General features: G+C 62.6%; 16 protein-coding genes. All 16 read right to left on the bottom strand.

Annotated features, from left to right (window positions below; all coding sequences use genetic code 11):
• Positions 1-3 precede the first annotated feature (3 nt).
• The 16 genes from NANH_RS0118200 to NANH_RS0118120 all read right to left on the bottom strand — a co-directional run bounded on the left by NANH_RS0118200 (position 4) and on the right by NANH_RS0118120 (position 13,712).
• The gene (locus tag NANH_RS0118200) at positions 4-1,020 is read right to left on the bottom strand and encodes an amino acid ABC transporter substrate-binding protein (protein ID WP_027263357.1); all 1,017 of its coding nucleotides are present in this window, start codon (positions 1,018-1,020) and stop codon (positions 4-6) included.
• Between the two features lie 212 nt (positions 1,021-1,232).
• Positions 1,233-1,937, bottom strand: coding sequence for an ATP12 family chaperone protein (locus tag NANH_RS0118195; RefSeq protein ID WP_027263356.1), 705 nt, complete (start codon positions 1,935-1,937; stop codon positions 1,233-1,235).
• On the bottom strand, positions 1,934-2,617 hold the full coding sequence (locus NANH_RS0118190; RefSeq protein WP_027263355.1) for an HAD-IA family hydrolase: 684 nt from the start codon (positions 2,615-2,617) through the stop codon (positions 1,934-1,936). The genes NANH_RS0118195 and NANH_RS0118190 overlap by 4 nt, the downstream gene beginning before the upstream one ends.
• On the bottom strand, positions 2,614-3,657 hold the full coding sequence (locus NANH_RS0118185; protein WP_027263354.1) for an RluA family pseudouridine synthase: 1,044 nt from the start codon (positions 3,655-3,657) through the stop codon (positions 2,614-2,616). Before NANH_RS0118185 ends, NANH_RS0118190 begins: the two co-directional genes overlap by 4 nt.
• The gene (gene crcB / locus NANH_RS0118180; RefSeq protein ID WP_027263353.1) at positions 3,654-4,034 is read right to left on the bottom strand and encodes a fluoride efflux transporter CrcB; all 381 of its coding nucleotides are present in this window, start codon (positions 4,032-4,034) and stop codon (positions 3,654-3,656) included. Before crcB ends, NANH_RS0118185 begins: the two co-directional genes overlap by 4 nt.
• Before the next feature lie 129 nt (positions 4,035-4,163).
• Entirely contained in the window at positions 4,164-5,468 is a 1,305-nt protein-coding gene (locus NANH_RS0118175; RefSeq protein ID WP_027263352.1) for a replication-associated recombination protein A, read from the bottom strand.
• A 3-nt stretch (positions 5,469-5,471) separates the two neighbouring features.
• On the bottom strand, positions 5,472-6,854 hold the full coding sequence (locus NANH_RS0118170; RefSeq protein WP_027263351.1) for a trypsin-like peptidase domain-containing protein: 1,383 nt from the start codon (positions 6,852-6,854) through the stop codon (positions 5,472-5,474).
• Positions 6,855-6,916: 62 nt separating this feature from the next.
• Positions 6,917-7,330 (bottom strand): hypothetical protein, encoded by a 414-nt coding sequence (locus NANH_RS0118165; protein ID WP_027263350.1) that lies wholly within the window; start codon positions 7,328-7,330, stop codon positions 6,917-6,919.
• A gap of 85 nt (positions 7,331-7,415) precedes the next feature.
• Positions 7,416-7,835 (bottom strand): 50S ribosomal protein L17, encoded by a 420-nt coding sequence (gene rplQ / locus NANH_RS0118160; RefSeq protein WP_027263349.1) that lies wholly within the window; start codon positions 7,833-7,835, stop codon positions 7,416-7,418.
• 117 nt (positions 7,836-7,952) lie between these two features.
• The gene (locus NANH_RS0118155) at positions 7,953-8,969 is read right to left on the bottom strand and encodes a DNA-directed RNA polymerase subunit alpha (RefSeq protein WP_027263348.1); all 1,017 of its coding nucleotides are present in this window, start codon (positions 8,967-8,969) and stop codon (positions 7,953-7,955) included.
• A gap of 118 nt (positions 8,970-9,087) precedes the next feature.
• Entirely contained in the window at positions 9,088-9,477 is a 390-nt protein-coding gene (gene rpsK, locus NANH_RS0118150) for a 30S ribosomal protein S11 (protein WP_027263347.1), read from the bottom strand.
• A gap of 12 nt (positions 9,478-9,489) precedes the next feature.
• Positions 9,490-9,858, bottom strand: coding sequence for a 30S ribosomal protein S13 (gene rpsM, locus NANH_RS0118145; protein ID WP_027263346.1), 369 nt, complete (start codon positions 9,856-9,858; stop codon positions 9,490-9,492).
• Between the two features lie 545 nt (positions 9,859-10,403).
• Positions 10,404-11,048 (bottom strand): adenylate kinase, encoded by a 645-nt coding sequence (locus NANH_RS0118140; protein WP_027263345.1) that lies wholly within the window; start codon positions 11,046-11,048, stop codon positions 10,404-10,406.
• On the bottom strand, positions 11,045-12,409 hold the full coding sequence (gene secY / locus NANH_RS0118135) for a preprotein translocase subunit SecY (protein ID WP_027263344.1): 1,365 nt from the start codon (positions 12,407-12,409) through the stop codon (positions 11,045-11,047). Before secY ends, NANH_RS0118140 begins: the two co-directional genes overlap by 4 nt.
• A gap of 111 nt (positions 12,410-12,520) precedes the next feature.
• Entirely contained in the window at positions 12,521-12,994 is a 474-nt protein-coding gene (rplO, locus tag NANH_RS0118130) for a 50S ribosomal protein L15 (protein ID WP_027263343.1), read from the bottom strand.
• A 511-nt stretch (positions 12,995-13,505) separates the two neighbouring features.
• Positions 13,506-13,712, bottom strand: coding sequence for a DUF1127 domain-containing protein (locus tag NANH_RS0118120; protein ID WP_027263341.1), 207 nt, complete (start codon positions 13,710-13,712; stop codon positions 13,506-13,508).
• Positions 13,713-13,908: the final 196 nt, after the last annotated feature.

Raw genomic sequence — 13,908 nt, 5'->3', positions numbered from 1 at the left:
CCCTTAGCGGAAGGGCGGTGCGTACAGCAGGCCACCGTCGGTCCACTGTGCGTTCAGACCGCGTGCCAGCCCGATCGGAGTGGTTTCGCCGATGTTCTGGGCAAAGACCTCGCCATAGTTGCCACCGGCCAGAATTGCCCGCTTGGCCCATTCGTTGTCCAGACCCAGCATCTCGCCCAGCGTGCCTTCGGTGCCCAGAAGACGCCGGATTTCCGGGTTCTCGGTGTTGCTGGCGATCTCGCTGACATTGGTCGAGGTAACACCCAGCTCTTCGGCGGTGATCAGCGCGTTCAGGGTCCAGCGCACCACATCGCCCCAATTGTTGTCACCATGGCGTACCAGCGGGCCCAGCGGTTCTTTCGAGATGATTTCCGGCAGGATCACATGCGCCGACGGATCTTCGAACGCGGCCCGTGTCGCCGCCAGACCCGACGCGTCCGTGGTATAGGCGTCGCAAGCACCGGCAAGGTACTGCTGCTGGCCTTCGGCATTGGTTTCGATCGGAACCGGCTCGTAGCTGATGTTGTTGACCCGGAAGAAGTCCGCCAGGTTCAGCTCGGTCGTGGTGCCGGTCTGGATACAGACGGTTGCGCCGTCCAGTTCCTTGGCCGAGCTCACGCCCAGTTCCTTGGGCACAAGAAAGCCCTGGCCGTCATAATAGTTCACACCGATGAAATCGAACTTCAGGTCGACATCGCGCGAAAATGTCCAGGTGGTGTTGCGGGCCAGAAGGTCGATTTCGCCCGAGGCCAGCGCCGTAAAGCGGGTCTTGCCGGTGGTCGGCACAAATTCCACGGCAGATGCATCGCCCAGAACCGCAGCGGCAACCGCACGGCAGATCGCGACATCAAAACCCTTCCATTCGCCATTCGCATCCGGCGCGCCAAAGCCCGCCAAACCGGTGACCACACCACAGTTCAGCTTGCCGCGTGCCTTGACATCATCCAGCGTTCCCGCAGCAGCAGCGCCCGCTGCCAAGCTGGCGACCGTAAGTGCGCCAAAAAGTACGGATTTCTTCATTTTAACCTCTTCCTGATTTTCCGCCACGCTCTGGGGCGGTTTACCCGGCACTGATCGCGCCGGATCGTACACCGAAAAAGGGGGCATCCCCTTCAGTGGGGCCAAGTTTGGGCGGATTCATCCCCAAACGTCAAGGCATTGATCCAACAATTCCACTGGCCGTCCGGCAGATCGCCCCTTGCGGGCGAATGGGATTTTCGCCGCTGGCTTGCTCAGGAAAAGTCAAAAAACCGTTTGGCGTGCAAAAACGCCTGTCGTTTGATTTCCGCCATTTCCTGCGCTTCTTCGTCAGGACCCCATTGTTCCTGTTGCCACAGCTCGTCCAGCCGGGACAGGGTCCAGATCCCGTCGGCATCGCGCCAGCCGCGCGCTGCGGCAAAGCCCAGCACCAGTGAACCCGACAATGTCACCAAATCGTGAAACCCCGCCAGCTGAAATGGCGTCATCGCATGGACCCGTTTGGCCAATGCGGCCAGGGCATCGGCATCCTGCGGATGGTGAATCACGCCGCGGTGCGGGGTCAGCCGCGCGCCCAGGGCCGCATGCGCCCAGTCCAGCACCGGATCCCATGCCTCGGATTGGCGCGCCACCAATTCTTCGGGGGCCTCGGCGCGGTAGCACAGCAAATCGGCATCGCCATAGGCCGCCAGCATCTCGGCCACCTCGGCCTGCTGCGGGATCACCTTGTCGATGGCGCTGTTGGCGGAACGGGTGACCGGCATCGTCAGCGGGTTGATCGCATCGGCCTGCGCGTCCCATTCGGCGGCCATCGCGTCGGCCATCGGGCGGGACGGCAGGATCAGCGGTGCCTTGCCCGGCGTCCTGACCCACCGCCCGTCCAGCTCGACCGCATGGCCATCGTCAACCGCAACCACGGTCACCGCCGTCCAGAACCGCTTTTGTTTCCACTCGCTCATGCCGTCGTCTTCCAGATCTCGTTCAGGCAGGCCGGCAGCGCGTCGAACCCGTCGATCACCTGCCGCGCCGCGCTGAGCTGCGCGCGCCCGTGATAGCCCCAACTGACACCGATCCCGGCGACATTCGCGGCACGGGCCATGTCCATATCGTAGCTGGTATCGCCAATCATTACCGTCTGCTCCGGCGCAACACCGGTCTCGGCCATCGCGGTCAGGATCATCGACGGGTGCGGCTTGGACGGGTGATGGTCGGCCACCTGCGTGGTGACGAACATCCGCTCGAGCCCATGTGCCGCCAACAGCGCCCGCAAGCCGCGTTGCGATTTGCCGGTGGCCACACCCAACAGCGTGCCGGGCGCGGCGTTCAGCTGTTCGAGCATTTGCAGCGCGCCGGGATACAGCGGCGATCCCCGCGCCGCGCCATCGGCCTGGCCCTGTGCGTTATAGGCGTGTTTGTATCCCGCGACCAGCTCCGCCTGTCGCGTGCGGGGCAGATCGGGGGCCAGCCGCGCCATGGCGTGATCCAGCGACAGCCCGACAATGGACAGGATCGCCGCACGCGCGGGCACGTCCAACCCGAGACCTGCAAACGCCGCCGTCATCGCCGCCACGATTGCGCCCTGGCTGTCCACCAGGGTGCCGTCGACGTCAAACAGGATCAGGCACGGCGGAGCGCTCATTGCAGTGTTTCGAACGGATCGTCGGCGGCCAGATCCTCGGTCCAGCCAAAGGTGTCCCAGCTGGCTTTCATGTGATCCGGCAACGATGCGGTGATCGACACCGGCTTGCGCGTGACGGGATGTTCGAATTGCAGGCTGCGGGCGTGCAGATGCAGTTTCTTGCTGATGATCCCGCCCAGTTGCGCGCCCCAGCCGTCACCCTGGTTGTCCTGACCCGACCCGCCATATTTGCCATCGCCCACGATCGGATGCCCGATACCGGCCATATGCGCGCGCAGCTGATGGGTGCGGCCGGTCACCGGCTCCATCGCCACCCACGAGGCCCGCCCGGCCACCCGGTACAGGGTGGCGTAATAGGTATGCGCCCGTTTCGCGCCCGGCGTCTGGTCGATCTCGGACGGATCGACGGCGATCATCTTTTCGCCCTCGCCCTGACCTCCGTGGCCCATGGCCTTGACCAGCCCGGTCTTGATCTCGCCCAGATAGGGCGTCGGCACCCCGGCGACCAGCGCCCAATAGATCTTGCGGGTGTTGCGGTGACGGAACGCCGCCGTCAGCCCCTTGGCCGCCTCGCGCGTGCGCGCCAGCAGCAGAACCCCCGAGGTGTCCTTGTCCAGCCGGTGCACGAGGCGGGGTTTTTCGTCTAATCCAAAGCGCAGCGCATCCGACAGCCCGTCCACATGGCGGCTCTGTCCGCTGCCGCCCTGCACCGCCAGCCCGGCGGGCTTGTTCAGCGCGATCACGTGATCGTCACGATAGATCACGCAGGCCTGCATCATCTTGCTGTCCGCCTCCGAAATCCGCGTTTGCAGCGGCGCGGGGCGATGTTCGCTGTCGGGCAGCGGCGGAATGCGCACCTTTTGCCCGGCCGTTACGCGGGTTGCGGGTTTGACCCGCCCGCCATCGACGCGCAGTTCGCCCTTGCGGCACATCTTTTCAATGCGCCCCTGGCTGACATGCGGCAACAGGCGGCGCAACCAGCGGTCCAGCCTCTGATCGGCGTCCGCGTCCTCGACCGTGATGGTTTGCACACCGCTCATGCCAGTATCTCCCTTGTTGCGATCAGACCCAGTGCCAGCGCTCCGACCGACAACCCCACCGACAACAGGATGTACAGCCCTGCCTGCGCGGTCTGGCCGCGCTCGACCAATGTCATGGTTTCCAGCGAAAAGGCCGAAAACGTGGTGAACCCGCCGAGCAGGCCGGTCATCACGAAGGGGCTGTAATGGGTCAGCCCGCGATGCGCCGCCAGCACCACAAAAACCCCCATCAGAAACGACCCGATCACGTTGACGGTGATGATTGCGAGCGGAAAGTCATGATGGCCGAACAGCCGCAGCACGCCGATACCGGTCAGGTATCGCAACGCCGCACCGATCGCGCCGCCAAACGCCACAAGGGATACTGTTGTTATCATGGGCGGGATGTCGCGCGGTACGCGCGCTAAGTCAAGGACCTGCGGTACGCGCGCTAAGTCAAGGACCTGCGGTACGCGCGCTGAGTCAAGGACCCGCAGCACGCGGGCGAAGCCTGCGACCGCGGAGCGTCAGCCCTGGCGCTGCGTCCGCAGCCTGGCAAAGTAATCCAGCCGCTTTTTCAACTCGCGTTCGAACCCGCGCTCGACCGGAGCATACAGAACCGGGCGTTTCACATCGTCGGGGAAATAGTTCTGGCCTGAAAACCCGTCTTCGGCGTCGTGATCATAGGCATAGCCGGCACCATACCCCTGATCCTTCATCAGCCCGGTGGGCGCATTCAGGATATGCTTGGGCGGTGGCGTGCTGCCAGTCTGTTTCGCCAATCGCATCGCGGCCTTGAACCCGGCGTATCCGGCGTTGGATTTCGGTGCCAGCGCCAGATAGGTCACCGCCTGCGCCAGCGCCAGTTCGCCCTCGGGGCTGCCCAGCCGTTCATAGGTTTCCCAGGCATGCAGGCACACCGACTGGGCCTGCGGATCGGCCAGCCCGATGTCTTCGACCGCCATCCGGGTGATGCGCCGGGCCAGATATCGCGGATCTTCGCCGCCGGTCAGCATCCGGGCAAACCAATACAGCGCCGCGTCCGGGTCCGAGCCGCGCACCGATTTGTGCAGCGCCGAGATCAGGTTGTAATGCTCATCGCCCGACTTGTCGTATTTGGTCGCCCGCCGCATCAGCCGCTTGCCCAGGGCTTCGGAATCCAGCGGCGCATCGCAGCTCCAGGCCGCAACCTGCTCGACCAGATTCAGCAAGGCGCGCCCATCGCCATCGGCCATTTCCTGCAACGCGTCGCGCGCTGATCCGGTCAGTGGCAACGTGCGGCCCAGTTCCTGTTCCGCGCGCTGGGTCAGATGCTCCAGCTCGACCAGGTTCAGCCGTTCGAGCACCAACACCTGTGCACGGCTCAGCAGGGCGGCATTCAGCTCGAAACTGGGGTTTTCCGTTGTCGCCCCCACCAGCAGGATGGTGCCATCTTCCATATGCGGCAGGAATCCGTCCTGCTGGGCCTTGTTGAAACGGTGGATTTCATCGACGAACAACAGCGTGCCCTGCCCGTTCTGCCGCCGGATCCTTGCCGCCTCGAACACCTTTTTCAGCTCTGGCACGCCGGTGAAAATAGCGCTGATCTGCACAAAATGCAGATCGCTTTCATCCGCCAGAAGCCGTGCGATGGTGGTCTTACCCACGCCGGGCGGACCCCAGAACACCAGACTGCTCAGGCTGTCTGACGCCAGCATCGCCCCCAGCGGCGCCTCCGGGCCAAGCACCTGACCCTGTCCGATCACCTCGGCCAGGGATTTGGGCCGCAACCGATCCGCCAGCGGGCGATTGCGCGACGGTTCGGCCGCCCCGGTATCGAACAGATCCACCACCGCCTACAGCCGGAACCGAAGGCCCAGCCGCTGGCCCCGGCGCAGCAAGTCCAGGCTGACCGTGCGCCCGGGCCGGGTCAGCGCCGCCTTGACGTCGCCGCTGGTGTGCATTTCGTCGCCGTTGATCGCGCGGATCACGTCACCCGTCTCCAGCCCCACGCGCGCCCCCAACGGGCCGGGATCGGTCACCAGCACCCCCTGCGTGGTCAGCGACAGGCCGAACCGGGCAATCACCGCCGGGTTGGCCCGCGCCACGGTCAGATCCGGCAGCACCGTACCTTTGCCCAGGGTGATTTCCTGCGCCGGAGGCTCGTCCGGGGCGGCCAGCATCGTCACCGTGCTGTCGCGTTGCTCGGAATCGCGCATCCAGCGGACCTGCGCCGTCTCGCCGATCCCGGCCACGGTCATGCGAAACAGCATTTCCTGCGGTGAATTCACCGGCTGCCCGCCCACATGGGTGATCACGTCGCCGACGGTCATGCCCGCCTGCGCAAACGGGCTGGACGGGTGCAGATCGGAAATCACGATGCCATCGGGCACCGCCAACCCCAGCGATTCGGCCAGATCCGAATTCACCGGCTGCCCGGACATGCCCGCCCAGGGGCGTTCGAACCGGTCATTGCCCGCCCGCGCCTGATGCACGAATTCGGCCACCAGCCTGGCCGGGATGGCGAACCCGATGCCGTTGGAGCCGCCCGAGCGGCTGAGGATCGAGGTGTTGATGCCAATCAGATCGCCGTTCACGTCAATCAGCGCCCCGCCCGAGTTGCCCGGGTTGATCGCCGCATCGGTCTGGATGAAATAACCCCGCGCCTGCCCGGTGGCCGCGCCGGAGCGCGCCAGCCCGGACACGATGCCGCTGGTGACGGTCTGCCCGACGCCAAACGGGTTGCCGATGGCCATGGCCAGTTCGCCGACCTCGACCTGATCGGAATCGCGCAGGGTCAGGTAGGGCAGGTCTTCGGCCTGCTCCAGTTGCAGGATCGCCAGATCGCTTTCCCGATCGCCCAGAAGCACCCGCGCCGAATATTCCCGCCGATCCGTCAGCACCACACGAATGTCGGTCGCCATGCCCACGACATGATAATTCGACACCACGATCCCATCCGCCGACAGGATCACCCCCGACCCCAGCGAGTTCTGAACCCGCGGCTGCGGGTTGGCAAAACTGCGAAAGAAATCCTCGAAAAACGGATCGTTCATGAACGGGGTCTGGCGCGCCTCGACCACGCGGCGGGCATAGATGTTCACCACCGCCGGAGCGGCCTGTTTGACCAGAGGCGCAAACCCCAGCGAAATCTCGGTCCGGGATTGCGGAATGCGGGTCTCGGCCTGAACCGGCAGGGAAACCGTCAATGTCAGAAACAACAGCAGGGAACGGATCATTCGGGGCCTCACCTTTTTGCCCTGATATGCGAGCCAGACCAGGGAAATGCAAGCGCCGCGGATCAGCGGCGGCGTCTGAGAAATTTCAGCCCGGACCAATCCGCATCCACGGCGCAGACCTTTACATCCACCCAGCCCAGAGGCAGCACGGCTGCGCGCAAGGCATCTTCGGTCACTCCGACATGCAGCGCAGAGGATTTCTTGGCCCAGGAGAGCCACAACATGCCGCCGGGTTTCAGCCTCTCGATACCCCGCATCGCCACCGTGGCGATCCCGTCGGTGTCGCGCAGAAACAGGTGCGCCGCGTCATAAGCGGCTTGCCCGCCTGAATGATCCAGCACCACGCCGTGCCCGGCTCCCAGCAGATCGTCATACCGCTTTGGCGCGTTTGACACCCGGACATGCCAGCCGGACCTGAACCCCAGCTTCCGGATCAAGGGCGTCCCGGAATACCCGGCGTCGGATGCGCTGTTCATGTCCGTACATTACGCGATTCAGCGCAACAAAAAAACCCCCGCCGGTCCCGGCGGGGTTCGAACATCGGCCTAACGGCGGGATGCCTTATTCGTCTGCGGCCTCTTCGGTCGCTTCGCGGGCCTTGTCAGCGGCACCCTTGGCATCGCGATCGCGATCGACGAATTCGATGATCGCCATCGGCGCCATGTCCCCATAGCGGAAACCCGCCTTCAGAACCCGGACATAGCCGCCCTGACGATCCTTATAGCGCGGACCCAGAACGTCGAACAGCTTGGCGACGTCCTTGTCTTCTTTCAGCTTGCTGGCCGCCTGACGGCGGGCATGCAGATCGCCGCGTTTTGCCAGGGTGATCATCTTTTCGATGATTGGGCGCAATTCCTTGGCCTTGGGCAAGGTCGTCTTGATCTGCTCATGTTCGATCAGCGAACCGGCCATGTTCGAGAACAACGCTTTGCGGTGTTCATGTGTCCGGTTCAGGCGGCGGTAACCACGTGCGTGACGCATTTTCAACTTCCTTCTACAGGTTTATACTTTGTACGGCCCCTGATGCGTGTCAGGGGCTCTGTTGGGGCATCAACGCCCGGATGTCCCCGCCTGCGCGGGCATTGGCGAAGACGCGCCTTAGAACGCGTCTTCGAATTTCTTGGCCAGATCCTCGATGTTGTCTGGCGGCCAGTCTTCGACATCCATCCCCAGATGCAGCCCCATGCCCGACAGCACTTCCTTGATCTCGTTCAGGGACTTGCGGCCAAAGTTCGGCGTGCGCAGCATTTCGGCTTCGGTTTTCTGGATCAGATCGCCGATATACACGATGTTGTCGTTCTTCAGACAGTTGGCCGAGCGCACAGACAGTTCCAGCTCGTCGACCTTCTTCAACAGCAGCGGGTTGAATTCCAGACCGTCATCGTCATCCTGACGCGACGCGCTTTCCGGCTCGTCGAAGTTGACAAAGATGCTCAGCTGATCCTGAAGAATGCGCGCGGCGAACGCCACCGCATCGTCCGGGGTCAGCGACCCATCGGTGACGATCTTCATTGTCAGCTTGTCATAGTCCAGAACCTGACCTTCACGGGTGGGCTGCACGTCATAGCTGACCCGTTTGACCGGCGAATAGATCGCGTCGATCGGGATCAGACCGATGGGAGCATCCTCGGGCTTGTTCTTTTCAGCCGAGACATAGCCCTTGCCGGTGTTCACGGTCAGTTCGATGAACAGATCGGCCCCATCGTCCAGGTGACAGATGACGTGATCGCGGTTCAGAACCTCGATCCCGGAGGATTCAGAGATGTCGCCAGCGGTCACGACCGCCGGACCCTTGGCCTGAATCGACAGGCGCTTGGGGCCTTCGACTTCCATCCGCAGGCTGACGCCCTTGAGGTTCAGGATGATGTCGGTCACGTCTTCACGCACACCGGCAACGCTGGAAAACTCGTGCAGAACGTTGTCGATCTGTACCGAGGTGATTGCAGCGCCCTGCAGGCTGCTCATCAGGATACGGCGCAAGGCGTTGCCCAGCGTCAGGCCAAAGCCGCGTTCCAGCGGTTCGGCGATGACGGTGGCCTGACGCGCGGGATCATTACCCGGTTTCACGTCCAGCTGAGTCGGTTTGATCAGCTCTGCCCAATTTTTGTGGATCATGTGTCCCTCCATTCCTGCGTGCACCCCATGACCAAATCAGATGCAAGCGCCCGAGGTTTCAACAAACGCCATACTGGGGCCGTGCGAATACACGCGACCCCAGTACGATAATCAGTCCTTAGACGCGGCGGCGCTTCGGTGGGCGGCAACCGTTGTGCGCCATCGGCGTGACGTCGCGGATCGAAGTGATGTTGAACCCGACAGCCGCCAGCGCGCGCAACGCACTCTCGCGGCCCGAACCGGGACCCTGCACTTCGACTTCCAGCGTTTTCACGCCGTGATCCTGGGCCTTTTTGCCCGCATCTTCTGCAGCCATCTGGGCGGCATAGGGGGTCGATTTGCGCGATCCCTTAAAGCCCATGGTGCCCGCAGACGACCAGGCAATCGCGTTGCCTTGAACGTCCGAGATCAGGATCTTGGTGTTGTTGAAGCTGCTGTTCACATGCGCCACACCGGCGGCGATGTTCTTGCGCTCTTTTTTCTTGGTGCGTGTCTTTTCGCGTGCCATGGATCAGACCCCCTATTTCTTCTTGCCGGCAATGGCCTTTGCAGGGCCTTTGCGGGTGCGAGCGTTGGTGTGGGTCCGCTGTCCACGGACAGGCAGGTTACGACGATGACGCAGACCGCGATAGCAGCCCAGGTCCATCAGACGCTTGATGTTCATCTGCGTTTCACGACGCAGGTCGCCTTCGACGTTGCAATTGGCGTCGATGTATTCGCGGATCTGCAAAACTTCGCTGTCGCTCAGTTCATTGACGCGACGGGACAGGTCGATGCCCACGGCCTCGCAAATGGTCTTGGCGGTGGTGTTGCCGATTCCGGTGATATAGGTCAGGGCGATTGGTACCCGCTTGGCAGTCGGGATGTTTACGCCGGCAATACGTGCCACGTGTCACTTTCCTTTTCGTTGCGGGTCCGTAGCGCCAGACCCTTTTTTCACAACGCTTAGCCTTGGCAGTGCCGCCAGCGGACTCAGCATTCCATGAGGTGGTCCCGCACGCCAGGACAGACGGCGCACGGATTCGATTCTCTTGCGAGATGGCGTGAGATATGGGCATTGACGTCAGAGGTCAACCCCTTGGATGCCGCACCCGCAAAAAGCGTGATCGCGGGCCGAAAATCCGCCGCGGACTCTGCTATCGGACATGGCAGATCCCGGCAAGGGGTGTCTGGTTTTCCACCGGATGCGAACACCGCAAAGACGTTGCACCACAGCGGCATAGGGACGAAACCCACGTCGCAGATTTCCCTGCTCACGGCGGGTTCATACCGGCTGTTTGCCCCGAGCCGCTTTTGACAAACGAAGTCGTGCGTGGCTATTTTGCCGTGCCTATCGCGATCCGCCGATATCGTGCCAGCCCGGCTGGTGCACAAAGCGTCTGAGGTCTGGCCTGCGGTCCCTCCGACCGCCCGAGACCGCCCGACCGACAGGATCTATTGCTTCAGGACGCCCGCGATTTCACTTTGGACGGCGTCGATATCGCCCAGCCCGTCAACGGTGAAAAGCTGTCCCTTGGCATAATAGTACCCGATCAGCGGCGAGGTTTTCTTGTAATATTCCATCAGCCGGGTTTTCAGGCTGTCCTCGTTGTCATCCGCGCGGCGGCGAAAATCGCTGGCGCCGCAGTTGCTGCATTTGCCATCCGCGGGCTGCGGTTTGGTCAGGTCGTTATAGACCTCGCCGCAGGCGCCACAGGTCGACCGCGCGGTGATCCGCGCCACAAGCGCGGCGTCATCCACCGCCATCTCGATCACCGCATCGAGCTTGTGACCGGTGGACTGCAACAGCGCGTTCAGGGCATCTGCCTGTGCCAGCGTGCGTGGGAAACCATCGAAAATGAACCCCGACCCGCCACCGGACTCCAGCTTTTCGCGGATCAGGCCGATCACGATCTCGTCGGTGACCAATTCGCCGCGTGCCATCACCGCCGCGACGCGCTGGCCCATCTCGGTGCCGCTGTCCTTGGCCTCGCGCAGCATGTCGCCGGTACTCAGCTGCACCATGCCGCGGGTGTCGACCAGATGACGGGCCTGGGTGCCTTTGCCCGCCCCCGGCGGTCCCAACAGAATGATGTTCATCTGCGCGCTGGTCCCCGCTTGGTGCGTTTCTTGGATTTGCCGCGCAGCTGCGACTTTTCGATCAGACCTTCATACTGATGCGCCAACAGATGGCTCTGCGCCTGCTGGATCGTATCCATCGTCACGCTGACCACGATCAGCACCGATGTGCCGCCGAAATAGAACGGAATGGCGAATTGCCCGCGCAGGATTTCCGGCAGCAGACAGACAGCCGCCAGATAGGCCGACCCCAGCACCAGAACCCGGTTGACCACATATTCCAGATATTCCGCCGTTTTCTTGCCCGGACGAATACCCGGCACAAACCCGTTCTGGTTTTTCAGGTTGTCGGCCACCTCATCGGGCTTGAACGACACGTTGAACGTATAGAAATAGGCGAAGAACACGATCATGCTGACGAAGAACAGCAGGTACAGCGGCTGACCGGGACCAAAATTGGCCAGCAGCCACGACATCACCGGACCCGATGCGGTTCCCTGGCTGAACGCCGAGATCGTCACCGGCAACAGCAGCAGCGAGCTGGCGAAGATCGCCGGAATCACGCCCGCCGGGTTGACCTTGACCGGCAGATGGCTGGAGCCGCCGTCATAGACCTTCATGCCGACCTGGCGGCGCGGGTACTGAATGTGGATCTTGCGCAGGGCGCGTTCCATAAACACCACAAAGGTGATCGTCGCGACCACCATCAGGATCACCCCGACAATCACCGCCGGGCTGACCGCGCCCGACCGGCCCGAGGCCAGGAACTGAGCGATCGCGGCGGGCACTTCGGCGATGATGCCGACAAAGATGATCAGCGAAATACCGTTGCCGATGCCACGGGCGGTGATCTGCTCGCCCAGCCACATCAAAAACATGGTGCCGCCCACCAGCGTGATCATACAGGCCATGCGAAAGAACATGCCCGGATCGGTCGCCAGATCGCCGCTTTCCAGCGACACCGCCAGGCCATAGGCCTGAACGGTGGCCAGAGCCACGGTGCCGAACCGGGTGTATTGGTTGATCTTCTTGCGCCCCTGCTCGCCCTCTTTCTTGAGCTGCTCAAGGGCCGGCACCATCGAGGTCAGCAACTGCACGATGATCGAGGCCGAAATATAGGGCATGATGCCCAGCGCAAAGATCCCCATCCGGCCCAGCGCGCCGCCGGTGAACATGCTGACCATGCCGCCGATGCCCTGGCCCGCCTGCTCCATGAACTCGCGCAGCGCAAGCCCGTCGATGCCGGGAACCGGGATATAGGTGCCCAGACGATAGACGATCAAAAGGCCGAGGGTGAACAGGATGCGATTACGCAGGTCGGTCGCCTTGCCCAGCGACGCCCAGCTTGTATTCGCCGCCATTTGTTCTGCTGCTGATACCATGAAATGGGGTCTCTTTTATAACAACGCCGCCCGGAACCGTTTTCCGGCTCGGGCGGCGTCATGGGAAAACTTGCGAGTTATGTAAGCGGCATCCTCACCGCTCACAACCCGTTATTCTGTGGCAGCCGCAGTTGTGACCGTCAGTGAACCGCCCGCCTTCTCGACCGCCTCGACGGCGGACTTGGACGCGCCGGTGACTTCCAGCGTGACCTTGGCGGTGATGTCGCCCTTGGCCAGCACCCGGATACCGTCCAGCTTGCGCCGCACCAGACCGCTTTCGATCAGCGCATCCTCGGTGATCGGCTTGCCGGCGTCGATCTTCTTGGCGTCGATGAATTTCTGGATCAGGCCCAGGTTCACAACAGCAAAAGCCTTGCGGTTCGGCTTGGTAAAGCCACGCTTGGGCAGACGCTGGTACAGCGGCATCTGGCCGCCCTCATAGCCGTTGATGGCCACGCCCGAACGCGAATTCTGACCTTTGATACCACGGCCACCGGTCTTGCCCGTTCCCGAACCCGGACCACGGCCAATGCGTTTGCGTTTCTTGGTTGCGCCGTCGTTATCGCGCAGTTCATGCAGTTTCATGTCGCTTCTCCTTTTGCCGGATGCGACCCCCAGCGACGGGAGCGGCCGAACGCGGCGTTTCAAGACTGAGTCGTGCGGACTGCGTCAGCCCACCGGGGGCGTATAGACGCGGATGGCCTGCGGTTCAAGCCATGTCTGCGCCGTCATGGCACTGACCTCGCCAGCGCGCGCTTCAGTGGCAGTGAACCCTGCCTTTTTTTGTATCCATATGACAGCATTGGCCCGGAGGAGAGCTTTTTCTGCATCCTCCCCCATGAAAAACGGGGCCTTCACTGGATGAAACGGTCACCTCCGCGATTGCGCCGGAAATAGCCGGGGCTGGAACGACCATTGAGGCGACGCCGGAGACTAAAACAAAGCAAAAAGACAAACGCATTCCGAACCCCTGAACAAGCGAAAGATATCCGGCCTTGTTGCCCGTCCCCCCACGCGAACGCAAGTGAGTACAGGGAACAATCCGGTCGGTATCGCCGCCCCGAACCGCTCTAGCGCTTCTTGTGCACGGAAGCCGTCAGGCCTGTTCGGCCTGGTCCCGCGCCAGGTCGACCAGATCGGAGCGGTGCAACCCGAACTCCATCAATTCCCGGTCGCTCAGCATCTGCAACTCGGCATAGGCGCGGTTGAAAGCCGCGCGGCGGGCCTGTGCGGCTTTGAAACCGGCGATCAGCCGGTGGACAAGGCCAAGGCCTTCAAAAGGCAGTGTCAGTGCATGTGTCATTTCGTGGATCCATTCCTGTGATGGCGGTGGCGCAGTCCGGCCAGCCAGCCTCATAATTCGATCTGCTTCAGGTAAGGCGCACCGCGAGCGGTAACAACGGCCAGAACGGACATGCCGCCATGCAGGGACCGCATGGCGCGAATACCGCCAGCGCGACACACTGCGGGCACCCCGATGCCGCCGGAGCGCCCTATGT

The sequence above is a fragment of the Sedimentitalea nanhaiensis DSM 24252 genome (assembly GCF_000473225.1).
Classification (GTDB): Bacteria; Pseudomonadota; Alphaproteobacteria; order Rhodobacterales; family Rhodobacteraceae; genus Sedimentitalea; species Sedimentitalea nanhaiensis.
Note: the sequence above shows the minus strand (reverse complement) of the source record. Positions and strands in the feature narration are given on the sequence as shown.